19 protein-coding genes are annotated in these 25,098 nt (G+C 70.2%); 9 read left to right on the top strand and 10 right to left on the bottom strand.

What is annotated here, in order from left to right; translation table 11 throughout:
• Positions 1-20 precede the first annotated feature (20 nt).
• Complete coding sequence (locus ASF25_RS04765) at positions 21-1,457, top strand: acetamidase/formamidase family protein (protein WP_056303609.1); 1,437 nt, start codon at positions 21-23, stop codon at positions 1,455-1,457.
• A gap of 6 nt (positions 1,458-1,463) precedes the next feature.
• Here ASF25_RS04765 and ASF25_RS04760 read toward each other — a convergent pair whose 3' ends face one another.
• Together ASF25_RS04760 and ASF25_RS04755 are read right to left on the bottom strand one after the other, a co-directional pair.
• Positions 1,464-4,253: a molybdopterin cofactor-binding domain-containing protein gene (locus ASF25_RS04760; RefSeq protein WP_056303607.1), complete on the bottom strand. Its 2,790-nt coding sequence runs from the start codon at positions 4,251-4,253 to the stop codon at positions 1,464-1,466.
• Complete coding sequence (locus ASF25_RS04755) at positions 4,250-5,065, bottom strand: FAD binding domain-containing protein (RefSeq protein WP_056263078.1); 816 nt, start codon at positions 5,063-5,065, stop codon at positions 4,250-4,252. The genes ASF25_RS04760 and ASF25_RS04755 overlap by 4 nt, the downstream gene beginning before the upstream one ends.
• A 290-nt stretch (positions 5,066-5,355) precedes the next feature.
• On the opposite strand from ASF25_RS04755, the gene ASF25_RS04750 reads away from it, so the two are divergent.
• From ASF25_RS04750 to ASF25_RS04740, 3 genes are read left to right on the top strand one after another with little or no spacing between them, the layout of a single operon-like run.
• Positions 5,356-6,492, top strand: a complete 1,137-nt coding sequence (locus ASF25_RS04750) for a PspA/IM30 family protein (protein WP_056303606.1) — start codon at positions 5,356-5,358, stop codon at positions 6,490-6,492.
• Positions 6,489-7,145 (top strand): OB-fold-containig protein, encoded by a 657-nt coding sequence (locus tag ASF25_RS04745; RefSeq protein ID WP_056303604.1) that lies wholly within the window; start codon positions 6,489-6,491, stop codon positions 7,143-7,145. The genes ASF25_RS04750 and ASF25_RS04745 overlap by 4 nt, the downstream gene beginning before the upstream one ends.
• Positions 7,146-7,159: 14 nt before the next feature.
• The gene (locus ASF25_RS04740; RefSeq protein WP_056303601.1) at positions 7,160-8,848 is read left to right on the top strand and encodes a flotillin domain-containing protein; all 1,689 of its coding nucleotides are present in this window, start codon (positions 7,160-7,162) and stop codon (positions 8,846-8,848) included.
• A gap of 12 nt (positions 8,849-8,860) precedes the next feature.
• On the opposite strand, the gene ASF25_RS04735 is transcribed toward ASF25_RS04740, so the two are convergent.
• The gene (locus ASF25_RS04735) at positions 8,861-9,925 is read right to left on the bottom strand and encodes a YeiH family protein (protein WP_056167824.1); all 1,065 of its coding nucleotides are present in this window, start codon (positions 9,923-9,925) and stop codon (positions 8,861-8,863) included.
• 147 nt (positions 9,926-10,072) lie between these two features.
• On the opposite strand from ASF25_RS04735, the gene ASF25_RS04730 reads away from it, so the two are divergent.
• Complete coding sequence (locus tag ASF25_RS04730; protein ID WP_056303599.1) at positions 10,073-10,327, top strand: hypothetical protein; 255 nt, start codon at positions 10,073-10,075, stop codon at positions 10,325-10,327.
• A 45-nt stretch (positions 10,328-10,372) separates the two neighbouring features.
• Here the strand turns inward: ASF25_RS04730 and ASF25_RS04725 are convergent, their stop codons facing one another.
• From ASF25_RS04725 to chlG, 5 genes are all read right to left on the bottom strand, one after another.
• On the bottom strand, positions 10,373-11,491 hold the full coding sequence (locus ASF25_RS04725; RefSeq protein ID WP_056303598.1) for a hypothetical protein: 1,119 nt from the start codon (positions 11,489-11,491) through the stop codon (positions 10,373-10,375).
• Between the two features lie 135 nt (positions 11,492-11,626).
• Positions 11,627-12,355 carry an amino acid ABC transporter ATP-binding protein gene (locus ASF25_RS04720; RefSeq protein WP_056168099.1) on the bottom strand — a complete coding sequence of 243 codons (729 nt, stop codon included), beginning with the start codon at positions 12,353-12,355 and terminating at the stop codon, positions 11,627-11,629.
• Positions 12,356-12,444: 89 nt separating this feature from the next.
• The gene (locus tag ASF25_RS04715) at positions 12,445-13,137 is read right to left on the bottom strand and encodes an ABC transporter permease subunit (protein ID WP_056167813.1); all 693 of its coding nucleotides are present in this window, start codon (positions 13,135-13,137) and stop codon (positions 12,445-12,447) included.
• Between the two features lie 41 nt (positions 13,138-13,178).
• Positions 13,179-13,901, bottom strand: coding sequence for an amino acid ABC transporter permease (locus ASF25_RS04710; RefSeq protein WP_056303596.1), 723 nt, complete (start codon positions 13,899-13,901; stop codon positions 13,179-13,181).
• 534 nt (positions 13,902-14,435) lie between these two features.
• Positions 14,436-15,332 (bottom strand): chlorophyll synthase ChlG, encoded by an 897-nt coding sequence (gene chlG / locus ASF25_RS04705; protein ID WP_056303594.1) that lies wholly within the window; start codon positions 15,330-15,332, stop codon positions 14,436-14,438.
• 265 nt (positions 15,333-15,597) lie between these two features.
• On the opposite strand from chlG, the gene ASF25_RS04700 reads away from it, so the two are divergent.
• From ASF25_RS04700 to ASF25_RS04685, 4 genes are all read left to right on the top strand, one after another.
• Positions 15,598-16,977, top strand: coding sequence for an FAD/NAD(P)-binding protein (locus ASF25_RS04700; protein ID WP_056303592.1), 1,380 nt, complete (start codon positions 15,598-15,600; stop codon positions 16,975-16,977).
• A gap of 190 nt (positions 16,978-17,167) precedes the next feature.
• Complete coding sequence (locus ASF25_RS04695; protein WP_056167800.1) at positions 17,168-17,350, top strand: hypothetical protein; 183 nt, start codon at positions 17,168-17,170, stop codon at positions 17,348-17,350.
• Between the two features lie 302 nt (positions 17,351-17,652).
• Positions 17,653-18,036 carry a response regulator gene (locus ASF25_RS04690; protein WP_056168094.1) on the top strand — a complete coding sequence of 128 codons (384 nt, stop codon included), beginning with the start codon at positions 17,653-17,655 and terminating at the stop codon, positions 18,034-18,036.
• A 54-nt stretch (positions 18,037-18,090) separates the two neighbouring features.
• Positions 18,091-20,067 (top strand): AI-2E family transporter, encoded by a 1,977-nt coding sequence (locus ASF25_RS04685; RefSeq protein ID WP_056303590.1) that lies wholly within the window; start codon positions 18,091-18,093, stop codon positions 20,065-20,067.
• Positions 20,068-20,244: 177 nt separating this feature from the next.
• On the opposite strand, the gene ASF25_RS04680 is transcribed toward ASF25_RS04685, so the two are convergent.
• Positions 20,245-23,214 carry a response regulator gene (locus tag ASF25_RS04680; protein ID WP_056167795.1) on the bottom strand — a complete coding sequence of 990 codons (2,970 nt, stop codon included), beginning with the start codon at positions 23,212-23,214 and terminating at the stop codon, positions 20,245-20,247.
• Between the two features lie 77 nt (positions 23,215-23,291).
• Entirely contained in the window at positions 23,292-24,689 is a 1,398-nt protein-coding gene (locus tag ASF25_RS04675) for a pentapeptide repeat-containing protein (protein ID WP_056303699.1), read from the bottom strand.
• Positions 24,690-25,098: the final 409 nt, after the last annotated feature.

The following is a 25,098-nucleotide window of genomic DNA, read 5'->3' as shown; positions in this document are numbered from 1 at the left end:
CCCAGCTTCGGAGAGACGAGATGTGCCTTGGCGACGACCCGACCTGCGCCGCCTTCGCGGAGCATCGCCTGCGCTACCGGCGTGACATGCAACCCGAACGGCGAGCCTTCCTGAAGAGCGGTTTCGTCGCGTCCGGGGGCGCGGCCGCCCTGGCGGCCGGCGGGCTCTCCCTGGTGAGTCCCGCCGTGGCCGAGGCTGGTCGTACGAGCGCGGCGCACGCCGCCCACCACCTGCCCGCCACGGCGGAGACGGTGCATTGGGGCTATTTCAGCAAGACCCTGAAACCCCGTATCGAGATCGCGTCGGGCGATTACGTCACCATCGAGACGCTGACCCACCATGCCAACGACGACGCCGAACGCATGGTCACGGGGGATCCGGGCGCCGAGAGCGTATTCCTCTGGACCAAGGACAAGAAGGGCGTCGCCCGCCGGGGCGCCGGCCCCGAGGATGCCAAGCTCGGTCCGGGCGGCGGCCTCGGCGTCCATATCTGCACCGGGCCCGTGGCGATCCGGGGCGCCGAGCCCGGCGACGTCCTCGAAGTCCGCATCCTCGACGTGGCGCCGCGCCCCTCCGCCAACCCGAAGTTCAAGGGCTCGACCTTCGGCAGCAACGCGGCGGCGTGGTGGGGCTACCACTACAACGACATGCTGGAGGGCAAGAAGCGCGAGATCGTCACCATCTACGAGGTCGATGCCGGCGGCGAGCGGGACTGGGCCAAGGCGGTCTACAGCTTTCCCTGGCCCGGCGTCACCGACCCCGACGGGGTGCTGCACTCGATCATCGATTACCCGGGCCTTCCCGTCGATCACACCAAAACCAAGCGCACCTACGACGTGCTCAAGGGAATCCGGGTGCCGATCCGTCCGCATTTCGGCACCATGGGCCTCGCGCCGGCCGAGGCCGACATGGTGAACTCGATCCCGCCGAGCTACACTGGCGGCAACATCGACAATTGGCGCATCGGCAAGGGTGCGACCATGTATTATCCCGTGGCCGTGCCCGGCGCCCTGTTCTCGGTGGGCGATCCCCATGCCAGCCAGGGCGATTCCGAGCTCTGCGGCACGGCGATCGAGTGCTCGCTCACGGGCACCTTCCAATTCATCCTGCACAAGAAGGCCGCTCTCGCCGGCACGCCCCTCGAAGCCCTCGATTTCCCGATGATCGAGACGCGCGACGAGTGGGTGCTATCGGGCTTCAGCTATCCGAACTACCTGCGCGACCTCGGTCCGGAAGCGCAGAGTGCGATCTTCCAGAAATCCTCCCTCGACCTCGCCATGCGCGACGCCTTCCGCAAGATGCGCTCCTTCCTCATGCACGCGAAGGGGCTGACCGAGGACGAGGCCATCTCGCTCATGTCCATCGCCGTCGATTTCGGGATCACCCAGGTGGTGGACGGCAATTGGGGTGTCCACGCCATCGTCAAGAAGGCGATCTTTTCTGAAAGGACGGCCTGACCGGCATCACGGCGCGGCGCGCTCCCGCTCCGCGACCGCCGCCATCACCTGACGAAAGATCCGGTCCGGCGCGAACGGCGTCGCGGTGAGGCGCGCGCCCGTCGCGTCGCGGATCGCGTTGGCCAGCGCCGGGGCGACGGGGTTGTAGGGCGATTCGCTCATGGACTTGGCGCCGAGCGGCCCGATGCGGTCGTGGGTCTCGGCGAACAGCACCCGGGTGTCGGGTACGTCGGCGCAGGCCGGGATGTGGTAGTTGCGGAACGTCCGCGTGAGGACGCCGCCTTCGTGGTCGAGGCGGTAATCCTCGTAGAGCGCCGCGCCCAGCGCCTGCGCCACCCCGCCCTCGACCTGGCCGCGGCACTGCATCGGGTTGATCACCACGCCGGCATCCACGGCCTGGATGCTCGCGAGAATCCGCACCTCGCCGCTCATCGGGTGCACGGCGACGCGGAACGCCTGGACGTTGAAGGCCACCGAGCGCGGACTGCCGTCGGTCTCGGCCCGCGCCTCCAGGGGCGCGAGGGCGGTGAGCGGAACCGGGCCGGCGGGCGTCTCCACGCATTCGCCCGCCAGGCGGCAGTGCTCCGGGGCGACGCCCATCCGGGCGGCGGCCGCCTGCACGAGGGCGTCGGCCAGGGCCGTCGCCGCGCGAAGATTCGCCTGACCCGCCACCACGATCCCGGTGCTTCCGTAGGCGCCCGTGTCGTGGAGGACGGCGTCGGTGTCGGCCTGGATCAGGCGGATGCGGTCGGGCGTGGTGGCGAGGGCCTGCGCGGCGATCTGGGCGTGGACCGTGCTGGTGCCGTTGCCGAATTCGGCCGTGCCCACCGCCAGGGCGTAGCCGTCCCCGTCGAGGCGGATCCGCGCGTGGGCGAAGTGGCCGCGCGGCGGAATCGTATCGATCATCGCCATGGCCATGCCCTCGCCGACGCACCAGTCCGACCCCGGCGGGCGGGCGCCCGGATCCTCCGCGAGGGCGGCTTCGGCGAGGGCGGCCCGAGCGAGGTCGAGGCACTGGTCGAGGCCGTAGGAGCCGTACGCGACGTCGTGGGGCTCGAGGCTGGTGGAAACCATCGGGTCGCCCGGCCGCACGGCGTTGCGGCGGCGCATGGCGAAGGGATCGAGGCCGAGCCCGCGCGCCAATTCGTCCACGGCCGATTCCACGGCGAAGATCGTCTGGCTGAGGCCGTAGCCGCGAAACGCGCCCGCCGGCAGGGTGTTCGTGTAGACGCTGTAGCCGTCCACCCGCTTGTTCGGGCAGTTGTAGGCGGCGATGCTCTCGTTGCAGCCGTGATGCAGCACGCCGCCGGCATGGTTGGCATAGGCGCCGGTGTCGGACAGCACCGTCAGCTGGATCGCCGTCAGGGTGCCGTCGGCCCGGGCGCCCATCCGCACCCGCACCCGCATGGGATGGCGCGTGGTGGCGGCGGTGAACTGCTCCTCGCGGGTCAGCTCCCACTGCACCGGCCGTCCGGTCCTGAGGATCGCCAGGGCGACGAGGTCCTCGGTCAGCATCTCCTGCTTGCCGCCGAAGCCTCCGCCGACCCGGCCGCACAGGACGCGGACCGCGGCCCGGTCGAGGTCGAACAGGGCGCAGAGGGCATCCCGGGTCAGGAACGGCACCTGCGTCGAGGAGCGCAGCACGAGCCGGCCATCCGCGTCGATCCAGCCCACGGCACCGTGGGTCTCCAGATGCGCGTGCTGCACGCGCTGGGAGACGTACTCCGCCTCGTGGATCAGGTCGGCTTGCGCGAACCCCGACTCGACGTCGCCGATGGCACCGTGGGCCTCGGCCGCGAGGTTCGGATGGGGCAGGAGCGGCGGTGCGTCCGCCCCCGGGGGCGGCGGATCGCGGTCGTTCGGGGCTCTGTCCTCGGGATCGTGCACCAGGGGGGCGTCCGGGCGGAGCGCCGCGTCCGGATCGAGGAGGGCCGGCCGCGTCTCGTAGGTGACGACGAGGGCCTGGACGCCGGCCTCCGCGGCGGCCTCGGTCTCGGCCACCACGGCGGCCACCCGCTGGCCGACGAAGCGCAGGACGGGATCGAGGATCAGAGTATCGGGCGCATCGTCGGCCGGGTTTTCGTGCCGGCCCGTCGAGAACCGGCGCTGCGGCACGTCTGCGTGGGTGAACACCGCCGCCACGCCCGGAACGGCCAGCGCCGCGTGCCGGTCGATCCGCAGGATGCGCGCATGGGCGTGGGGCGAGCGCAGGATCTTCAGGTGCAGCACCCCCGGTACCGCGACGTCGAGGGTGTAGGCGGCCGTCCCCGAGACGACGCCGCGGCTCGCCGGTGCGGGAAGGTTGCGTCCGACGGGGTCCGCGCAGGTCTGGGGCGCCTCGGCATGGCGGGTGCCCGCCACCGCGTCGCGGATGGCGCGGTAGCCGGTGCAGCGGCAGAGGTTGCCCTTCAGGGCCGTGTCGAGATCCTGCCGCTGGCCCTGGTCCAGGGCCGCCGCCGTCATGATCATCCCGGGCGTGCAGAAGCCGCATTGGAAGCCCTGCGCCTCGAGGAAGGCGTCCTGCATCGGGTGGAGGTGCTCGGCCGGTCCGCCGCCGGGGGCGCAGGGGCCGCCGAGGCCCTCGATGGTGGTGACGGTGCGTCCCTCGGCCCTGAAGGCGGGCAGGAGGCAGGAATGCACCGGCTCGCCGTCGAGATGCACGGTGCAGGCGCCGCAATCGCCCGCATCGCAGCCCTTCTTGACCCCGAACCAGCCGAGCTCCCGCAGAAGGGTCCGCAGGCACTGGCCGGGCCGCGGCGCGGCGTCCTGTGCCTGCCCATTGACGGTCAGGATCATCGGGTCAACTCCTGCCGGATGTCTTCTGCGAGGAAGAGGGAGACGTGACGCCGCCAATCCGGCGTGCCGTGGACGTCGTCGTACCAGTCCGGGTCGCGGATCGCCGCCAGGATCCGCTCCCGCAGGGCCTGCGCATCGGGCACGGCGTCGAACGCGATCCGCACCGGGCGGCGCGTCGCCGCCGTCACGGTCAGGACGAACGCCCCCGCGCCGTCCCGCGTCCCGATCAGCAGCGCGCCGGAGCGGCCGTTCGGGCTCAGGGAGATGCGTCGGAACGCGGTCCGCCGGCACAGGGCTGCCACCGGCAGGGCGACGCTGCGCAGGAGTTCGCCCGGTTGCAGCGCCGTCCGCTCGGGGCCGAGGACGAAGTCGGGGACGGCGAGGTGCCGCTCGCCCCCGCCCCGCATACGGATGGTGCAGACGCCATCGAGGGCGGCCGTCAGGGCGATCATCGGCCCGGCCGGCAGGGCCATGCAGAGGTTGCCGCCGACGGTCGCCGTGTTCCAGATCTTGAACGAGCCGAGCAGCGCCCGGCAGCACTGCCCGACGAGGGGCGAGGCGACCCAGGCCGGCGGCAGGTCCAGCCGGTCGAGCTCCGCGATGGTGCCCGTCGCCGACAGGGTCAGGCCGCTGTCCGAGACCGCGTGCGTCGGCCAGCCCAGGCCGGCGAGGTCGATCAGCCGGCCGAGCTGCGGTTGCGGCTGCGAGAACAGCCAGGTTCCACCCGCCAGCCACGCATCGCCGGCCTGCCAGTCGGGCAGCGCGTCGGCCGGTCCCGGGGTGATGACGGATGTGACGCCGTTGAGATCCATGGGCCAGCCCGCAAGCAAAACTTCGTCCACCCCGGCGCGCCGGCGGACGCCGGCGTCCCGAACGGCCATCGTGTCGATGTTCGGGGGGCGGGTTCAAGGGCCTTGCAAAATTCTACTTCTGCGAGCGTTATCGTGGGCGCGATCCCGGTCAAGATGCAGGCTTCGACTCGGTCGGGGTCGACCGAACCGGTCGCCGCTCTGGACGCACGGCCGGGGACGAGGATCGGTCTGCGCAGGTCGAAGGCGCCCATTCCCTTGAAAACACCGGATCGGTGTTTTAACTTCTCTGCATGGCCAGATCCGGTACGCTTCCGTCGCGAATCGTCTACCGCCTCCTGCCCGGGGCCGGCGACGTCGCGGCCTTCCACGACCTGCTCGCGGCCTACCGGCGGATGCTCGTCATCCTCGACGAAATTCGCGCTCGGCATCGGCTGCGTGCCAATGTCGTGATCCTCACGGAGCTGGCCTATCAGCAGGTGCGCGCCGAGACGGGCCTGCCGTCGCGGTTCGTGACCCTCGGAATCCGCGACTACGCCCAGCACCTCGGCGACAGTCCCGATGGCGTCGATGCGATCCCCCTCGACGAGAAGCTGTTCTCCGTCAAAGGCCCGTCGCAGGTCAGCATCCTCACCCTCGCGGGCCGCCGCACCCTGTCCTACCGCGTCGAGGGCTACGACGGCCCCTGGCGCGAGGTCTCAGCCGCACGGCTGATCATCGTGGGCGAGACGCTCACCCTCCATGCCGGCGTCGCCCTGCACGCACCGATCGAGGAGCAGACAACCATGACCGAGACCATCCTGACCCGGGTCGGGCGCATCATCGCCGGTGCGTCGAACGCCGCCCTCGATCGGCTCGAGAACCGTGACCCGCAGGGCGTCGCCGATCAGGCCCTGCGCGAGATCGACGAGGTCATCGCCGAGGCCCGCACCGATCTCGGCCGCATCCAGGCCGAGGCGTTCCGGATCGAGCAGCGCCGGGGCCAGCTCGCCGCCGAGGTGGCGGGCCTCGCGGCGAAGATCGCCACCGCCCTCCAGCACGACCGGGAGGATGCCGCGCGCGCCGGGATCGCCCGGCAGATCGATCTCGAAACCCAGATCGGCGCCCTCGACGCGTCCCTGCAGGACGTCGCCGAGCGGATGGCGACGGCCCAGAGCGCCTTCGACGCCGCCAACGCGGCCCGGCGCGACGCCGAGCACCGGGTTGCGCTCCTGCGCCGGCCCAGTCCCGAGGCGGGCGACCTCAAGGGCTACGGCAGCGAGGAGCGCAAGCCCCGCCGCGGCCTCGACGGCCCCCTCCGGGCCATCGACCGGCTCACCGGCCTGCCCTCCGCCCCGGCCTCCGACGATCTCGACGAACTCGACCGCCTCCACCGGTCGAGCGAGATCGACAAGCGGCTCCTCGCGATCCGCCGGACCCTCCCGTCATGATGGCGTTGACCGACCCCCACCTGGTTCCGTTCACGGTCGCGGGCGGGATCATGGCCGGCCTCGTCGCCGTCGAGGCCGTCGCCCTCGTGATCGGCCACTCCGTCTCGGGCCTCGTCGATCAGTGGTTCGAGATCGAGGGCGGGCACGGGCTCGGAGCCGAGTCCCACCATCTCGGTTCGCCCACCACCTGGCTGTCCTGGATCAATATCGGCCGGGTGCCCTTCCTCATCCTGCTCATCGTGGCGCTCGCCGCCTTCACGGTCTTCGGCTTCGCGATCCAGGCGGTATCGGACGCGGTCCTGGCGCCCCTGCCCGCCGCCCTCGCGGCCGTCGCCGCCCTCGGCCTCACGGTCCCGACCCTGCGGGCGTCCACCCGCACCATCGCCCGGCTGATCCCGCGCGACGAGACCTACGCCGTGGACGAGGATCACTTCGTCGGCCGGATCGCCGAAGTGACCCTCGGCCCCCTCGATCAGGGCGCGCCCGGACAGGTCCGGGTTCGGGACGGGCACGGCAACTCCCATTCCCTGAGGGCGCGCGCGGCGCCCGACCGCCCCGCGATCCCGCAGAGCACGCACGTGCTCCTGGTGGAGCATGCCGGCGGCGTCTTCGTCGCCGTCCCCGTCGCCCTCGATCTCACCGCCTCCCACTGAAGGGCTTTCGTCCCATGGATCTCGTGAACATCGCCGTGCTCGTCGGCACGGTCGTCGTCGCCCTCCTGGGCATCGGGTTCGTGTTCGGGCGGCTCTACCGCCGGACGACGCGCGACACCGCCTTCGTCCGCACGGGGCTCGGCGGCCGCAGGGTCGTGGTCGACGGCGGCGCGGTGCTGCTGCCGGTGTTCCACTCCATCGCCATGGTGAACCTCAACACCCTGCGCATCGAGGTGAAGCGCGACGGCGCGGCCTCGCTCATCACCAAGGACCGCCTGCGGGCCGACATCACCGTCGAGTTCTACGTGCGCGTGGAGCCCAAGGAGGATTCCATCGCGCTCGCCGCCCAGACGCTGGGCGACCGCACCAACGACGCGCGCAAGCTCAGCGAGCTCGTCGAGGCGAAGTTCGTCGATGCCCTGCGCTCGGTCGCCGCCGGCATGACCCTGCCCGACCTGCAGGAGAAGCGCTCGGAATTCGTGAAGGGCGTGCAGGAGGCCGTGTCGGGCGACCTGCGCCACAACGGCCTCGAGCTCGAATCCGCCTCCCTCACCCGCCTCGACCAGACCTCCATCGAGTTCTTCAACCCCGACAATTCCTTCGACGCCGAAGGCCTGACCGTCCTCAAGAAGATCACCGAGGATCGGCGCCAGGAGCGCAACAAGATCGTCCGCGAAGCCGAGGTCAACGTCGCCGAGAAGGACCGCGAGACGGCCCTGAAGCAGCTCACCATCACCAAGGAGACGCAGGAGGCCCAGCTCGCCCAGGCCCGCGACATCGCCAACCGTACCGCCGAGACCCGGGCCGAGCAGGCCAAGGCGGAGCAGGCGGCCCAGCAGAGCGAAGAGACCGCCCGCATCGAGCGCGAGCAGGCGGTGAAGCTGCGCGAGGCCGAGGCTCGCCGGGCGGCCGAGACGGCCCGGATCGAATCCGATCTCGCCATCGCCACCCGCACCGCCGAGGCCGAGCGCGACCGGCAGCTCGTGATCCAGGAGAACGCCATTCGGGTCGCCGAGCGCTCCAAGGCGCAGTCGGAGGCTCAGGCGCGGGCGAAGGAGGCCGAGGCGCTGGCCGTGTCCGCCGAGGAGAAGGTCGCCACCGCCAAATCCATCGAGATCGCCGAGCGCGAGCGCCAGGTCACGGTGATCGCGGCGAAGAAGGAGGCCGAGAAGGCCGCCACCGCCATCACGGTCAACGCCGAGGCCGAGCGCAAGGCGGCCGAGGACCGGGCGATGGCGATCACCACCCTGGCGGAGGCCGAAGCGACGGCGGCGGCCTCGAAGGCCGAGGCGATCACCAAGCTCGGCGCGGCCGATGCCGAGCGCGAGCGCGTGATGAACGAAGCACGCAACGCCCTGTCGCCGGAAGCGCGGGACTTCGAAGCCAGCCTCAAGCGCATCGCCATCGTCCCCGAGGCCCTGCGCGAGAGCATGAAGGCCGTGGAGAAGATCGAGTCGATCCGGATCTTCGACGCCGGCGGGATGATGGGCGGTGAGGGGGCGGGCCGGGGCGCGGCCGGCTTCGGGGAGAACCTCTCCGGCCAGCTCATGCGCTACCAGTTCAACGCGCCTATCCTGAAGACCCTGCTGGGCGAGGCCGGCTTCACGGGCGGCGGCCACGCCATCGACAGCCTGCTGGGCGCGGTCGCGGGGGAATCCGAGACCGACCAGGCGAAGGTCAAGGCGGAGGTTGGAACGGCCTGAGCCGGGATCGGATCAGGCGATGCCCAGGACCTTGATGAGGACGAGGCTCGTCGCGATCAGGACGAGGAGCGAGCCGGTCACCGCGGCGGTGACCCGGCCGCCGACGCGGGCGAGAACCCGAACGTCGACGCCGAGGCCCAGCGCCGCCATCGACACGATGGTGAGGAGACCGGCCAGATGCTTCAGCGGTCCGACCAGGGCGTCCGGGATCAGCCCGAGGGACCGCAGCGACGCGAGCACGAGGAAGCCGAGGATGAACCACGGCACGAGCTGGGTCAGGCGCAGGGTGGCCGGCCGTGGGGCGGCGGTCGAACCGTCCACGGGCAGGAAGCGGGCGATCAGCGAGCACGCGACCACCACGGGCCCGAGCATGAGCACACGCACGAGCTTGACCAGGGTACCGACCTGGGTGCTGAGCAGCCCCACCGGCACCGTCGCGGCCAGGACCTGCGGAACGGCGTAGACCGTCAGGCCGGCGAGCACCCCGTACTGATTCTCCGAGAGGCCGACGAGGGGGACGAACAGGGGCAGGCCCAGCACCATGAGGACGCCGAGGACGGCGGTGAAGGCGATCGAGGCGGCCACGTCCTCGCCATCGGCGCCGATGACGGGCGCCACCGCCGCGATTGCGGAGTTGCCGCAGATGGCGTTGCCGCAGGCGACCAGGATCGCCATCCGCGCCGGCAGGGCGAGGAGGCGGCAGATGGCGTAGCTGGCGCCGATGGTCACCACCACCGTGCCGACGATGCCGGTGAGCAGGGCCGGCCCCGAGGCGACGATGGCCCCGAGGCTGAGGGAAGCGCCGAGCAGGGTGACCGCCACTTCGAGCACCTGCTTGGCGCTGAAGGCGATGCCCCGGCGGAAGCGGTCGCCCGGCTGCCAGACGCTGCGTACGGCGATGCCGAGGAGGATCGCCATGACCAGGGCCTCGACATAGGGATGCTCGAAGACGTGTTCCTCGCCGGCCTGCAGCAGCCTGGCGACGCCCGTGATTGCCAGGCACACGAGGAGGCCCGGAAGAAGAGCGGTCGGCCCCGCCTCGCCTTTCGGGCCTGCTCGATGGAGCTGGTCAGACATCGAGGCGGACGTCTGAAGCGCGATTGCCGCCGGGCCGGAAGGAACTTCCCCGCTCGGTGATGAGAGGAGAAGAAGCCCCTCTGAAATCGCACAAGTTCGAAAAACGCATCCATTGATCCGCGAGGTTCGAGCCGCGACATTCTCCCTATGAGCGACCTTCGAGATCTGCGCCAGCCCGCCTTCGACCCCTTCGGTGAGCCGATGGCGTCGGTGTGCCCGCGCGCGGAGCCGAGCGCTGAGCAGAGAGGCTACGGCGAGACACGCCGTGCCGCCCTCGTGTTCTGGGCGCTGGCCGTGTTGTTGGTGGTGAGCCGGATCTACGTTGCCGAGGGACCGTCGGCCGGAACCTTCGCGGCCGATGCGCCCCAGTCCGTCGACATGCAGGTGGCCACTTTGCGCTGAACGCGTCTTTCGCGAAAACCGGTGATTGTGGATCGCTCCGGCCGATCAGGCGGATGCGACCGCTGCGATGGGTAGAGACCTTGCGGCGTTTATGCGTCCGCGCCGCGGCTTCGGCCAGATCAGGCGCCCGATCAGAAGTCCCAAACGGCGGCAGAACAGGGCGAGCCCCCAACACCATCCCAGCGCCAGCCACACGGTCCGCACCAGTTCCATGAGCACGGCCCCGATCACCAGAGCCGCGCGGTCGAGGAGCTTGAGGACGGCCCGCGTCGCGGGGCCCATTCCCTCCGCCAGGCGCACCGCGCGGCCGACCTCGGCCGGAGAGCGCGCCAGCGACAGGACCTGAAACACACCACGCGTTCCGAGCCGGGTCTGCAGGGCGTAGGCCCGACCGCCGAGCGCCGTCAGTTCGGTGACGGCCCCCGTGCGGATGCCGTTGCGCGCAGCGGTGCGGGCGGCGACGAGATCGAAACGGCCGGCGGCCACCGCCATGGATCGCATTGCGGCCGGATCGAGGCTCTCCCGGGCCAATCGGCCGAGGCTCGCCGCGAGGGGACGCGAGAGGCGCCCCGAACGGTGGGCCGTCTTCAGCAGGGTCGCGCCGCCGCGCGCCACGGCGCCGAGGCCGCCCGCATAGGTTGCGGCCGTCGCCGCCAGCCCGACGCTCGCCAGCCCGAGCAGAACCGAATCGTAGGGTTCGTCGCGCACGAGGTGCCCTCCTTCGCGTGCGAGGTCGCGCAGGTCGCCGAGGCCGGTCAGATCCGCCGCGAAGGCGCCGGCGAGGCCGACCCCGCTGTCCGCTTGCCCCGTGAGGGCCCCCTCGGCAAAGGCCCGTGCCGTGCGCAAGGGGGCGACCTGCTGCAAGGCGGCGACTTGGGTTCGCCGCGTGGCATCGACGGGAATCCCGCGCGCATCGGCGAGCTCGAGAAAGCTCTGGGCAAGGCTGTCGTCCTGCGCTGCCAGGGCGGCGTCGATCTCGCCGGCTACGCGCTCGGGCGTCGCCACGGGGTCGAGGCGCAGGCGCGCCAGGGCGGGCGGGTCTTCGGCCGCCCGCAGGAGCCGCCACGCGAGGTGGGCCCGTGGCAGCAGCTCCGCGCCGGTGCCCGCCAGAAGGCCTGCCGCGAGGGCGAGACCGGCCCAAGGGAGAAGCGCTCGTCTACCCATGCGGTCCACTCGACCGACCGCCGGCCCCGCGCCGGCGCATCCATCGAAGTCCGGCCTCAGAACGCGGCTCCGGTCAAGGCCGGCCGTCCGCCGTGGCTGTACTCGGTTCTGCAGGATTCCGTGCCGAGGGATCCTTCAGTGCTGAAGGATCTTGGAGAGGAAGTTCTGCGCGCGCTCCGAGCGGGCGTTGCCGAAGAAGTCGTCCTTGGTGGCGTCCTCGACGATCTCGCCCTTGTCCATGAAGATCACCCGATTGGCGACCTTTCGGGCGAATCCCATCTCGTGGGTCACGCACATCATGGTCATGCCCTCGCGGGCGAGTTGGACCATGACGTCGAGAACCTCGCCGACCATCTCGGGATCGAGGGCCGATGTGGGCTCGTCGAACAGCATGACGATGGGGTTCATGGCGAGCGCTCGGGCGATGGCCACGCGCTGCTGCTGCCCGCCGGAGAGCTGGCCGGGGAACTTCTTGGCGTGGGCGGACAGGCCGACGCGGTCGAGGAGCACCATGCCGCTGTCGAGGGCGGCGCCCCGGTCGCGCCCGAGCACCATGACCTGGGCCAGGGTGAGGTTCTCGGCGATGGAGAGGTGCGGGAACAGCTCGAAGTGCTGGAACACCATGCCGACCCGGGCGCGGAGCTTGGGCAGGTTCGTGCGCTTGTCGCGCACGGGCGTGCCGTCGACCACCACCTGCCCCTCCTGGAACGGCTCCAGGGCGTTGACGCACTTGATCAGGGTTGATTTGCCCGAGCCGGACGGCCCGCAGACGACGACGACCTCGCCCTTGTTCACCGCGGTGGTGCAGTCGGTCAGGACCTTGAAGTCCCCGTACCACTTGCTGACGTTGGTCATGGTGATCATCGGGCCGGTCCCGACGGAAGGAGCCGACGAAGTATTCAGGGGGGCGCGCATGGGGCGATCCTCGATGGAAGGCGTTGAGGGGCGGGCGATCAGCGGATGATGGCGATCTTCTTCTGCAGGTGGCGCACCGCCAGGGAGGCCGCGAAGCACACCGCGAAGTAGACGACCGCCGCGAACAGATACATTTCCACCAGGCGCCCATCGCGCTGGGCGATCTTCGAGGCGGCCCCGAGGAAGTCGGTGATCGAGAGCACGTAGACGAGCGACGTATCCTGGAACAGCACGATGGTCTGGGTGAGCAGGATCGGGGTCATGTTGCGGAAGACCTGGGGCAGGATCACCGTCCGCATGGAGGTCCAGTAGGTCATGCCGAGCGCCGAAGCGGCGGCCGCCTGACCCTTGGGGATCGACTGGATGCCCGCGCGCATGATCTCGGAGAAGTACGCCGCCTCGAACAGGGTGAAGGTCACGAGCGAGGAGGTGAAGGCCCCCACCGTCATCGGACGGTCTGCACCCGTCACCCATTGGCCGAGATACGGCACCAGGAAGTAGAACCAGAAGATCACCAGCACGAGGGGCAGGGACCGGAACAGGTTGACGTAGCCCTTGGCGACTAGAGGGATCACCGGAAGCCCCGAGAGCCGCATCATCGCGATGAAGGTGCCGAGCACGATGCCGCCGACGGCGGCCAGCGCCGTCAGGGTCAGGGTGAAGCGCATCCCCTCGAAGAACAGGTAGGGCAGCGAGTTGGTGATGACGGAGAAATCGAAATTCGCGAGCATGGGAGGCTACCTCTGATGGGGCGAAGGCGAGGATTGCACCCTCAGCGGCTGCCCGGGACGGCGACGCGGCGCTCGATCCAGGACGAGATGAAGATCACTCCGACGTTGATGAGCACGTAGAGGATCGTGGCGGCGGTGAAGGCCTCGAACACCTGGAACGAGAATTCCTGCATGGCGCGGGCACGCGCCGTGAGCTCCAGCAGGCCGATGGTCAAGGCCACGGAGGTGTTCTTGAGATTGTTGAGGAATTCGGACGTCAGGGGCGGCAGGATGATGCGGTAGGCGTTGGGCAGCAGTACGTAGCGGTAGGTCTGACCCACGGTCAGGCCCAAGGCCGTGCCGGCCATCTTCTGGCCCCGTGGCAGGGACTGGATGCCGGCGCGGACCTGCTCGGCGACGCGCGAGGCGGTGAAGAAGCCGAGACACAGCACGGCGGTGTAGAAGGGTGCGTTGGGGAGCTGCTTGAGCCAGGAGCCCCATTGTTCTGGCAGCACCTCGGGGAGGACGAAGTACCAGAGGAACATCTGAACCAGCAGGGGGATGTTGCGGAACAGCTCGACATAGGCCGTGCCCACGGCGTTGGCGGCCCGGTTCGGCAAGGTCCGCATCACGCCGACGAGGGATCCGAGGAGAAACGCGATGATCCAGGAGCAGAGCGCCGTGACGATGGTCCACGCCAGCCCCGACAGCAGCATGTCCGCGTAGGTGCCGGTGCCCTCGGGCGACGCTTCGAAGAAGATGCCCCAGTTCCAGTTGTAGTTCATCGCATCGTCTTCCTTGTGGGCGGGGCTGTCGCGGCGCCATCGAGCGGGCCGCCGGATGGTCTCGCACGCTCAGGGCCCCGAATCGCGCGAGGGGCGCGCGTGACGCGGGGGGACAGGGCGAGCGAGGCGGTGATGGCAGTGAGAGAACGCCCGATGAGGCCCGGATGGACCCGGGTCGGCTCGCCAAGCATCAAACGGACCAAAGCATGGCCGGCGCCGGTCGACCTGCGTCCAGGGCCGGCGCTCCCGGCGCTCGCTTCGCTGGTGTCCCGCATCGCGTCCGCGTCGATCCCCGCCGGCTCTCTTGAGCTGTTCTGTTGCTCGGTTCTGTTGGGAACGCGCATCAACGGCTCGTCCCGCGCGTAGCCTTGCCGACTTCCGCGAGGGCGACAAGGGTTCGTGCGTCGCCCGGGGGCCTCCCGGTTGTGGACGGCGGCCCGATGTCATTCCACAATGGTCGGCGGATCATGATCGTTGCGCCGGGGACGCCTCCCGCGCCGGTCCGTGCGGCGGGCGTGAGACCGGGCCGCTCCGTTACGTCAGGGCGCGCGCCGCGAAGGCGCTCGCCAGCATGCCGAACACGTAGAGGGGCACGCCGAAGCCGCTGTACCAGAGCGCCCGCTCCGTCGGGCTGGCGAGGAAGTGACGCATCATCGCGACCTGTCCGGCCAGGAGCGCCGCGACGATGCCCGCCTCGACGGGACGGCCCCATGACAGCAGGAGGCCGATGACCGCTCCCTGGGGGACGGCCATGACCCAGCACGCCACATGCGCGGCGCGGTCCGGCCCGAGGCTCGCCGGCAGGGAGCGGATGCCCATCTGGCGGTCACCCGCGACGGACTTGAAGTCGTTGAGGGTCATGATGCCGTGGGCGCCGGCGCTGTAGAGGGCGGCCAGGATCAGGGAGGTGGCCGGCGGCAGGGCGCCGCCCAGCATCGCCGCATGCCCCGTCACCCAGGCCAAGCCCTCGTAGCAGAGCCCACAGGCGGCGTTGCCCCACCAGCCGTTCCGCTTCAGCCGCGGGGGCGGCGCGCTGTAGGCCCAGGCCAGGGCCAGACCGAGGACGGCCGCGAGGAAGACCCAAAGCCCGAGACCGGCTGCCACGGCGAGCGAGAGGCCGGTCCAGGCCCACGCGATCGCGAGGCCCCAGCGGCCGGGGATGCGGCCCGAGGGGATGGGTCGGTGCGGTTCGTTGATGGCATCGACCTCCCGGTCGAACCAGTCGTTGACCGCCTGACTCGTGGCGCAGACCAGGGGACCGGCGAGGAGGAGCCCTGTCAGCGCCACGCCCCAATGGCCGGCCAGCGGCACGCCCGAGGCGACCACGCCGCAGCCGAAGGCCCACATGGGTGGGAACCACGTCACCGGCTTGAGCAGCTCCAGCACCGCCGCCGGTGCCGGGTAGCCGGGATGGGGCCGCGTCCCGTTCATGCGTCCCTCGCCTTCGCACCGTACCGGAGGCTACCGGAAGGCCCTGCCGTTTGGTAGGGCGGCCAAGCGGTCGGGAATGCCCGGATCGCGGCGCTCCGGCGTTCGTTTTAAGGAATGTTTCGCCCCTTCGATCGTGCGGCGAATGTGCACTATCGTGTGCGAAGCCACCGTTTCGCGGGGGACTTCCAAAATTCGCCCGCCGGCCTTGTTCGTTTTAAAGGACATCCCTAGTCTGGCGGCCGGTCAGTGGAGCTGGAAAGAACGGATGACATCGAGGGAGTCCCCGCGTCCCATCGCCGTGATCGGCGCGGGCTTCAGCGGCACCATGAGCGCGATCCAGCTCCTGGCGCGCCTGGAGCCTCAGCGGCGCGTGCTCCTGTGCGAGCGCGCGGGCACCTTCGGTCGGGGGCGGGCCTACGCCACCGGCAACCCGGATCACCTCCTCAACGTCCGGGCGGCGAACATGAGCGCCTTTCCCGACCAGCCCGAGCACTTCTCCGATTGGCTCGCCCAATCGACCTTCGACGGCGACGAAGCCTCCGGCATCCGCGTCACGCCCGGCGGCACCTTCGCGGCACGCGGCCTCTACGGACGCTACCTCACCGATCTCCTCACCCGTGCGGTGACGGGGGGCGACGGGCCGCCCCGCCTCGACCTCGTCAACGATGCCGTGACCGACCTCGAGCCGGCACCCGGCGGTTTCACCCTCCGCACGGAGGGCGGCGCGTCCTACCCCATTGCCGGCGCCGTCCTCGCCATGGGCAACCTCGGCGCACCGGGGGCGCCGCGCAGTCGCCACCAGGCCGACCCATGGGCGCCCGAGAGCTTCGGCCGCCTGCACCCGGATCGAACGGTCCTCATCGTCGGCACAGGCCTGACCATGGTGGACGCCGTGGCGGCCCTGCGGCGGCACGGGTTTCCCGGACGGATCGTCGCCCTGTCCCGGCGGGGCCTTCTCCCCAGCGCCCATGCGCCCGTCCAGCCGTGGCCGATGCCGGATCTCACCGGCGTGAACACGGTATCCGCCCTCGCCGCCCGCATCCGGCGCGAGATCGAGCGGGCGGGAGCGGCGGGCCTCGGCTGGCGCGGAGTGATCGACGCCCTGCGGCCGGTCACCGATACCGTGTGGCGCGATCTGCCCGCCTCCGAGCAGGCCCGCTTCCTGCGCCACCTGCGTCCGTTCTGGGACATCCACCGGCACCGCGCGGCGCCGCCGGCCGCCGAGGCCATCGCCGACGAGATCGCCCGCGGCACCCTGGTGGTGCGGGCCGGGCGGATCCGCTCCATCACCGACACGGCGGCCGAGGCCATCGTGACCCTGCGTCCGCGCGGAGCGGCCGAGGACGAGCCCCTCGCCGTCCAGTGCATCCTCGACGCCACCGGCATCGGACGCGTGGCGGAGACCGACGATCCGTTGATTCGCCGATTGATGGAGCGTGGGCTGGTTCGGCCGGGACCGTTCGGGATCGGCCTCGACGCGTCCGCCGACCTCGCGGCCCGCGGTTCGGTGCAGGCTGGCCCCCTCTGGGTGGTCGGTCCGCTCCTGCGTGGCGTGCTGTGGGAGTGCACGGCCGTACCCGACATCCGCAATCAGGCTGCCGGCCTCGCGGGCGCGGTGGCGCGGACGCTCTCCGTCCCGGGTTGAAATTCGATCGGGCGCCGTTCGCATTCGAGCGCCACCCTGCTCCGCCGGGCGGAGTCCGTGACGATTCGGACGTGACAGCCCGTCATCGACAGGACATGACCGCTCGGGCTCTCCGGCGGAGGGTGTCCATCGAACCGGCGGCGCGCGGGCCGGCCTCGCTTCCCTCACCTCTTGTTCCGAGCCTGCTCCGATGCTCACCTTCGTGCTTCTCCTGGCTCTGTTGGTCGTCTTCGTCGTCATGATGGTCTGGCGGCGCCATCTTGGGCGCCTCGCCTCCCTGGCGACGCTGCTGGCGGCGATGCTCGGCCTGATCGTGATGCAGGACAGCGGCCTGCTGCCGGGACCTCAGCCCGCCGCGACCGTCCGGCGCTGAAGCGTCACCGTCTCGTTCGCCCGATCCGCGCGCGGGGTGGGACCGTTCGTGCGACTTGTGCGTTCACAGCACGGTGAAGGGTCGGGCGGCGTCGGCAAGGCGTGGTCCGGCCGGCGACGAGGGCCTGCGTTCGTGGCGGCACAGGCGTGCGGGGTTACCGGTGATCTGACCGGGGCTCCTCCCCGCGCGCCGGCTCGAATGCGGCGATGGAAGGCCCGGTCCTTGCGGACATGGGCAGGCGGAGCCGTTTCGCGCCGACCGGCGCGAGGGACCGTTCGAAGGGACATTCAGGGGAGCGGATGATGGCCAAGATCTTGTTGGTGGAAGACCATGAGGAAATCTGGGACTTCCTGTCCCGTCGGCTGAAGCGCCGCGGGTACGAGGTCATCCTCGCCCATGACGGCGAGGCCGGCGTGCAACAGGCTCGCACGGCCCGGCCCGACGTGATCCTCCTCGACATGAACCTGCCGATCCTCGACGGCTGGTCGGCCGCCCGCGTCCTGAAATCCGGCAGCGACACGCAGGGCATCCCGATCATCGCGCTGACGGCGCATGCCATGTCGGGCGACCGCGACAAGGCGATCCAGGCGGGCTGTAACGACTACCACCCCAAGCCCGTCGATTTCTCGAAGCTCCTGACGCAGATCAACGCCGCCGTCGGTCCGCAAGCGCCCGTCGCCGCCTGAGCCTGTCCGACATACTCCCGTCGCTCTCCCCCTTGACGAGACCATAGCGTACCCATGAGCGACGATCCCATCACCGCCCGCCTGCTCCGGCAGGCGATGCCGGTCTTCACGACCCTGGCGTCGTGCCTGCTCGTCATCACCATCGCGGCGGCCCTGTATTTCGGCCGGGACATCTTCGTGCCGGTGACACTGGCCATCCTGCTCAGTTTCGTCCTCGTCCCGGCCGTTCGCCTGCTGCGGCGCGTTCGCGTGCCGCGGGCCCTGGCGGTGATGCTGGTGGTGATCGCCGCCTTCGGAGCGTTGCTCGGCATCGCGCTGCTCATTGCCAACGAGGCGGCGCAACTCGCCGCCGACCTGCCGCGCTATCAGCTGACCATGCGCGACAAGATCGCCTCCCTGAAGGATGCGACCGCCGGAAGCGGCACCCTCACCCGGGTGATCGACATGGTGCAGGACATCGGCGCGCAGCTTCAGCCCGAGCTGAAGGACGCCGTCACCCAGGGCAGCAACGGCAGCCTCGACCGTCCGCTCCACGTGCAGATCGCGGCGGCCAAGGTTGGGTTTTTGGGCACCCTCGGGGCTTTTGCGGCCCCCATCCTGCACCCGCTCGCCACCACCGGACTGATTCTGATCTTCACGATCTTCATCCTCCTGCAGCGCGAGGACCTGCGCAACCGCGCCATCCGGCTCGCGGGCTCGGGCGACCTGCGGCGGACCACGGCGGCCATCGACGACGCCGTCAGCCGTCTCAGCCGGTTCTTCCTCGCCCAGCTCTGCCTCAACATCGCCTTCGGGTTCGTCATCGGCCTCGGCCTGTGGTGGATCGGCGTGCCCAACCCGATCCTGTTCGGCGTGCTCGCCGCCATCATGCGATTCGTACCCTATGTCGGGGCCGCCATCAGTGCCCTGCTGCCCCTCGTGGTGGCGGCGGCGGTGGACCCGGGCTGGACCATGGTGATCGCCACGGCGGTTCTGTTCGTCGTGGTCGAGCCCATCGCCGGCCATGTCATCGAACCGCTGCTCTACGGTCATTCGACCGGGCTCTCGCCCATCGCGGTCATCCTCGCCGCCACGCTCTGGGCCTTCCTGTGGGGGCCCATCGGCCTCGTCCTCGCCACCCCGATCACCGTGTGTCTCGTGGTGCTGGGCCGCCACATCGAGCGCCTGTGGTTCCTCGACGTGATCCTGGGCGATCAGCCCGCCCTGTCGCCGCCGGAGATCTTCTACCAGCGCATGCTGGCGGGCGATCCGGCCGAGGCCATCGATCAGGGCGAACTGTTCCTCAAGGCGCGCGCCCTCGTGACCTATTACGACGAGGTGGTGCTCGCCGGCCTCCTCCTGGCGCAGGAGGATCTCGCGCGGGGGGCCCTGGACCGCGAACGTCAGGGCGAGGTCGGGACGTCGCTGCGCACCGTGGTGACGCGTCTCGGCACCCGTCCCGTGCGCCGAGCAAAAGGCGGCCGCGCGAAGACCGGCAACACCGAGGCCTCGGCGGCCGTCGCGGCCGTCGGCCCCGATCGCCAGGTGGCTGCCATCGTGCGGGCTCAAGCCGATCTCGCGCCGGGCTGGCGCGGTCCCTGCCCCGTCCTGTGCGTGTCGAGCCGTGGTCCGTTCGACGAGGCCGCCACCCTGATGCTGAGCCAGATTCTGGGCCAGCACGGATTGGCCGCGCAGGTCATGTCCATGGCGGCCCTGCGCCAGGGCGAGCGGCCCGAAATCGTCGGCGGCATCGCCATGGTGTGCTTCTCCTACCTCGAGCCGGTGAGCCTCTCGCAGATCCGGCTCAACGTCCGCCAGGCGCGGCAGGCGATTCCCGGCGTGAAGGTTCTGGTCGGCTTCTGGCGCGAGCGCGATCCCGCCTCCCTCGACCGGCTCCGCCGCACGATCTCGGCCGACGTGCTGGTCACTTCGCTGAACGGGGCGCTCGACGCGGCGCTGCGATTCTCCGAGCGCCGTCCCGATCCCATCGAGGCCGCGCCCGCCCCCACCCAGGCGATCCCACACCTGCTCGGACCGTCCGTGGCTGCGTGACGCCTCACAGCGGCGGATGCGGCTGGCGCTCGCGGCCGCGCCGCGAAGGCACGGTTCCGAGGTCGGTCTTCACGCTACGACAGGCGGCGCATCCGTCGCACCGGATGCGCCGCCTGTCGTAGGCGCGTTCTATGACGTCGTCCGGTGGGCGGAGCGATCACCCGGCACGCACCGTGCTCAGGCCCCCGGCGCCACCAGCGAGCGAAGCGATTCCGAGAGATCGCTGAGGCTGAGGCGGCCCTTCTGGAGCACCCGGTCGGCCTGACCCGCCAGGCGACGACGGTCCTCCGCGGTCACGTCCTTGGCGGTGAGCACCACCACGGGAATGTCGCGCCATTCCGCTTTGCCGCGCAGGGCCCTGAGGAACCCGAAACCGTCCATCTCGGGCATCATCAGGTCGAGGAGGATGAGGCAAGGCTTCTTGGCCGCCGTCGCCTCGAGTCCGGCGATGCCGTTCTCGGCCGAGGCGACCCGCCAGCCCTCGCGGATCAGCATCGCGGACATCCGCTCGCGGGCATCGGGATCGTCGTCGATGATGAGCACCGGTCCCTCGTTCTCCGAAGGTTTGAACCGCTCCATGGCGGTCTTCAGCTGAGTCCACTCGATGGGCTTCTGAAGATAGTCCGTGGCCCCGAGCGAGAAGGCGAGGTTCTGCTCGTCGAGGACGGTCACCATGATGATCGGCGTGGCCCCGAGCTCCGGGTCGGCCCGCAGGGTGCGCAGCACCGACCAGCCGTCCATGCGCGGCATGGTCACGTCGAGGAGAATGACCCGGGGCCGCAGGGTTCGCGCCCGTTCGACGCCCTCGCGCCCGTCGCTCGCCGTCGTCACGCTGAAACCATCGCGCTCGAGGAAGCGTGCGAGGAGGTCCCGCGTCGAGGGGTCGTCGTCGATGATGAGAACGTGGCTGCCCGAGGCGACATCGGGCATGGGCAGGCGGTGACTCGCATGCGGGCCGTCGTGCCCGATGGCCTCCAGGGGCGAGGTGCTGACGTAGTCGGCCGGCACCCGGAGGGTGAAAGTGGTGCCGACACCCTCCTGGCTCGTCACCTCGATGGCGCCACCGAGCATGTCGGCGAAGGCGCGGGTGATGGCGAGGCCGAGGCCGGTGCCACCGAAGCGCCGCGTGGTCGAGGCGTCCGCCTGGGTGAAGCGCTGGAACAGCTTGGCCTGCTGCTCGGGCGTCATGCCGATGCCCGTATCGATGACGTGGAAGTTGAGCCACCCGCTCCCGCTCGCCTCGCTCCGCGTGGCCGACAGGGTGATCTGGCCGCCCTCGGTGAACTTGGCCGCGTTGCTCAGGAGGTTGATGAGGCACTGACGCAGCTTGGTCTGGTCCGTATGCGCTTCGCCGAGGTCGTCGGCGACCTCGATCGCGAGGGTGTTGCCCTTCTTGTCGACGAGGGTCTCCACGGTGGCGGCGACATCCCGAACGATCTCGGCGACGGAGAAGGTCTCGGCGTAGATCTCCATCCGCTCGGCCTCGATCTTCGACAGGTCGAGGACATCGTTGATGAGCCCGAGGAGGTGTCGCGCGTTCGCCTCGATCTTGCGCATGTCGACGAGGAGGCTCTCCTCGCCGAGATCCTCCATCTCCTCCTGCAGCATCTCCGAATAACCGATCACTGCGGAGAGCGGCGTGCGCAACTCGTGGCTCATGTTGGCGAGGAACTGGCTCTTTGCCCGGTTGGCCTCCTCCGCCGCCTCCTTGGCGGCGGCCAGCGCCAGTTCGGCCTCCTTGCGCGCGGTGACGTCGGAATGGGTGCCCACCCATTCGCGGATGCTGCCGTTCTCCTCGAGGATCGGGACGGCGCGGGCGGACATGATCCGCCAGATGCCGTCGTGGCGGCGGATGCGATGCTCGATCTCGTAGGGGGAAAGGCTGTCCACAGCCTTGATCCACGTCGCGTTGGTGCGTGCCCGGTCATCCGGGTGGATCGCCTCCAGCCACCCGGCCCCGGCGGCCGCCTGCGGTGTCTGACCGGTGAAACGGGTCCATTCCGAGGGTGTCACCTCGAAGCCACCCTCGGGCGTCGTCGTCCAGACGATCGCGCTGGTGGCCTCGGTCAGTGACCGGAAGCGCTCCTCGCTGTGGCGCATGCGCTCCTCGGACAGCTTGCGCAGGGTTTCGTCGGACACGACGAGGCCGACGCCATCGGCCTGTGCGCCGCCCGCGCCGGTGCTGTCGCGAAGGGGGTAGAAGCTCATCAGGAAGTGGCGCACCCCACGCGGAGCGCTCGGGGTCGGGACGGCGACATCGACGTTGGTGGTGACGAGGCCTTCGTCCCGGGCGGCCCGGAGCTTGGGGGTCAGCTGCTCCTGCAGGGTCGGCAGCATGGCCCAGATCGGCGCGCCGAGATCGGCTCCGAATCCGCGCTCGTTCATGGTGGCGAGCGCCCGGTTCATGTGACGGATGCGCAAGTCCCGGTCGAGGAAGCCGAGGCCGACGGGGGCATTCGCGAACACCCCGTCGAGGAGGGCGGCCGTGCGCTGTTCCTCACGCCGGCGTACGAGGGCGAGGCGACCGAGCAGCCCCACCGCCGCCAACGCCGAGGCGATGGAGACGAGGAGGAGCACCAGCGACCAGGTCCGGTCCTGGCCCTCGATCCGCTCCAGACTCGCATTGGCATGGTCCTGCAGGGCTTTCGCCGCCGCCCGGACCCCGTCCATGGTGCGCTTGCCCTCGCCGGTCCGCGCCAGCACCACGGCCGGATCGTAGCCTTCGGCCCGCCGCACCGCGATGACGCGGGCGGCGAAGGCGCGCTTGGCCTCCACGAAGGTGCGCAGGCGCCCGGGACCTGGGCCAGAGGAATCCTTGGTCAGAGACTCGATGGCGTCGAGTTGCCCGCCGACGGTGTCCTGGGCGGCCTGGTACGGCTCGAGGTATTCCTCGGACCCGAACAGCATGTAGCCACGCATGCCGGTTTCGAGTTCGACCATGTTGGCGAGCAGGCGATCGCTCAGGGTCAGCACCGCGTGCTGGCGCGTGCCTTCCGTCCGGCGTGCCTCACCCACCCAATAGTTCGCGATCCCCGCCGCCACGGCGATGCCGATGAGCACCAGGGCGAGGGGGGAGCCCGGCAGGCCGCCGAGCAGGCGCGTCTCGCGCCGGCCACCGGCGGAACGCGGAGGGGAGGCTAGGGTCATCGGGCCGCCTGGGCTGGAGATTGGGGAAGGGGTCGGTGCCGCGGGGAACCCGGCGAATCCGGTGCTCGCCGAACGCGTCAGCGCCGGAGGCGGTTGCCGAGGATGAAGCCGAACAGTCCCATGAGGATGATGCCCGCAGCGCCCTCGATGCCCACCAGGAGGTTGGTGAAGCGTCCGATGGGCTTGATGCCGATCTCGGGTGGGTTGGCCGTCATCATGTTGAGGGCGCTGTAGCTCACGAGATCGAGGACGTTGTAGGTCGGGCTGCCGTCGCCGCCCTCGCGGATCAGGCCGCCGGCGACGCCGTAGAGCACGGCGAACAGGCCGATGACGAGGACGAAGGCCCGCGCGATCCGCGACAGGCTCTCGCCGTAATCGCACAGCCACTCGACGAAGCGGTCGGCGACCCACTGGTAGCCGTGCCGCGCCAGATCCCGGCCGGAGCGGGCATGCCAGGCTGCCCGCGCTTCGGTGCCCGCGTGGAACCGGCCCATGCGGCGCCCGCGCTTGTAGGCCCAGCTCGCCTCGTCCTGGGCGCCGATGCTCTTGAAGTTCTGTTCCAGGGCGAGGTAGCTCGCCTGCGCGGCCTTGTACTCGCCGGCGATCTCCTCGCCCACGGCCCCGCCGAGCTGCTCGGCCCGCATCCGCGTGCCGTTGAGCCAGGCTCCGGCGAAGCGCACGTGGCGCAGGGAACAGGTGGAGAGGTTGAGCCGTACCAGGCTGGTCTCGGAGAAATCGGCGCCGTCGAGGATCGCCCCGTCGAGCTTGACCCCGGTGAAGTTGGCGCCCTGCAGGCGCGATCCGGCGAGATTGGCCTTCTTCAGGCTGGCGCCCTCGAAATCCGCGTAGGTGAGGTTGACGTTGCCGAGCTTGGCTTCGTCGAGGCGGGTGCCGCGAAACACCGTGTAATCCGCATCCGCACCCGTGAGGTCGGCCCCCCACAGGTCGGCGCCGGTGAAATCGGCGCCGTCCAGGAGGGCGCGACGCAGCTTGGCGAAACGCATGGAAGCCTGGCCGAAACGGGCGTCTTCCAGCATGGCCTCGTCGAAATTGGCCTCGCCTCCGGCCATTGCGGTGAAGTGGGCGCCGCTGAGATCGGCGCCGCTGAGATCGGCTTCCTCCAGTACGGCTCCATCGAAGCGGGCGGAGCGCCCGAGAGCACCGGAAAGGTTCGCGCCCGTCAGGTTCGCGCCGCCCAGGTCCGTTTCCTCGAGGGTGGCCTCGTGCAGATCCACGTTGGCGAGGCGAAGCCCGTTCTGCTGTCCGTCCCACCAGGCCGGCATCACGCCGGAACCGGCTCGACCCGGATCGAGCGAGCGGCCGAGACCGAGACCCCGCAGGTCGATGCCCCGACAATCGAAGCGGTCGCCATTCGGCGTGGGGGCGTCGGCGAAGGATGCGATTCGGGCAAGCAGTGCGGTGACGCGTGGGTCCGCATCGGCTTGGTCATCGGGTCCCCTGTCCGCTGGCGCAATCGGGATGCGGGCGGCGCCGGATTGCTCCGTCAAGGTTGGCCTCTTTCGTTCCAGGTCGGCGTCCGACGGCACCCTGCAGCGGGGGGGCAGCAGGAGCGGCACCGGCGGTGTCGACGGCCCCCGCGCCGGTGTCAAACCCGAACGGCGTCGCGCCCTCCCCTGTCTGTCCAGAAAGATGACCAAGGACGCTGAGAGAGGTGCGTGCTGAAGACAGATCGGACTGAGCAGCCGGCTTGCAGCCCTGTTTCCCTACGTCTCCAGGGCCGTGTGAGGCGGGATGACGCTTTCGTCGCGAAAATTTCGTTTCCCCGTCATTTGGCCGTTGACGGTTGGGCTGTGGGGCCGTAGAAGCCTGTTCATCGGCGGCGGCCAGCGGGACTTTGGTCTTGGCGGCGGCGCTGGTCATCTT

It is taken from the genome of Methylobacterium sp. Leaf100 (assembly GCF_001422845.1).
Classification (GTDB): Bacteria; Pseudomonadota; Alphaproteobacteria; order Rhizobiales; family Beijerinckiaceae; genus Methylobacterium.
The sequence above is the reverse complement of the archived record's forward strand: the minus strand, read 5'-3'. Positions and strand labels throughout refer to the sequence as shown.

What these genes read in the sequence shown, in the direction of transcription:
- ASF25_RS04710 (WP_056303596.1), bottom strand. Translation starts at nt 13,901, where the DNA reads ATGAACTACAACTGGAACTGGGGCATCTTCTTCGAAGCGTCGCCCGAG.
- ASF25_RS04725 (WP_056303598.1), bottom strand. Translation starts at nt 11,491, where the DNA reads ATGGGTAGACGAGCGCTTCTCCCTTGGGCCGGTCTCGCCCTCGCGGCA.
- ASF25_RS04690 (WP_056168094.1), top strand. Translation starts at nt 17,653, where the DNA reads ATGGCCAAGATCTTGTTGGTGGAAGACCATGAGGAAATCTGGGACTTC.
- ASF25_RS04760 (WP_056303607.1), bottom strand. Translation starts at nt 4,253, where the DNA reads ATGATCCTGACCGTCAATGGGCAGGCACAGGACGCCGCGCCGCGGCCC.
- ASF25_RS04720 (WP_056168099.1), bottom strand. Translation starts at nt 12,355, where the DNA reads ATGATCACCATGACCAACGTCAGCAAGTGGTACGGGGACTTCAAGGTC.
- ASF25_RS04685 (WP_056303590.1), top strand. Translation starts at nt 18,091, where the DNA reads ATGAGCGACGATCCCATCACCGCCCGCCTGCTCCGGCAGGCGATGCCG.
- ASF25_RS04740 (WP_056303601.1), top strand. Translation starts at nt 7,160, where the DNA reads ATGGATCTCGTGAACATCGCCGTGCTCGTCGGCACGGTCGTCGTCGCC.
- ASF25_RS04700 (WP_056303592.1), top strand. Translation starts at nt 15,598, where the DNA reads ATGACATCGAGGGAGTCCCCGCGTCCCATCGCCGTGATCGGCGCGGGC.
- ASF25_RS04680 (WP_056167795.1), bottom strand. Translation starts at nt 23,214, where the DNA reads ATGACCCTAGCCTCCCCTCCGCGTTCCGCCGGTGGCCGGCGCGAGACG.
- ASF25_RS04695 (WP_056167800.1), top strand. Translation starts at nt 17,168, where the DNA reads ATGCTCACCTTCGTGCTTCTCCTGGCTCTGTTGGTCGTCTTCGTCGTC.
- ASF25_RS04715 (WP_056167813.1), bottom strand. Translation starts at nt 13,137, where the DNA reads ATGCTCGCGAATTTCGATTTCTCCGTCATCACCAACTCGCTGCCCTAC.
- ASF25_RS04750 (WP_056303606.1), top strand. Translation starts at nt 5,356, where the DNA reads ATGGCCAGATCCGGTACGCTTCCGTCGCGAATCGTCTACCGCCTCCTG.
- ASF25_RS04745 (WP_056303604.1), top strand. Translation starts at nt 6,489, where the DNA reads ATGATGGCGTTGACCGACCCCCACCTGGTTCCGTTCACGGTCGCGGGC.
- ASF25_RS04735 (WP_056167824.1), bottom strand. Translation starts at nt 9,925, where the DNA reads ATGTCTGACCAGCTCCATCGAGCAGGCCCGAAAGGCGAGGCGGGGCCG.
- chlG (WP_056303594.1), bottom strand. Translation starts at nt 15,332, where the DNA reads ATGAACGGGACGCGGCCCCATCCCGGCTACCCGGCACCGGCGGCGGTG.
- ASF25_RS04755 (WP_056263078.1), bottom strand. Translation starts at nt 5,065, where the DNA reads ATGGATCTCAACGGCGTCACATCCGTCATCACCCCGGGACCGGCCGAC.
- ASF25_RS04765 (WP_056303609.1), top strand. Translation starts at nt 21, where the DNA reads ATGTGCCTTGGCGACGACCCGACCTGCGCCGCCTTCGCGGAGCATCGC.
- ASF25_RS04730 (WP_056303599.1), top strand. Translation starts at nt 10,073, where the DNA reads ATGAGCGACCTTCGAGATCTGCGCCAGCCCGCCTTCGACCCCTTCGGT.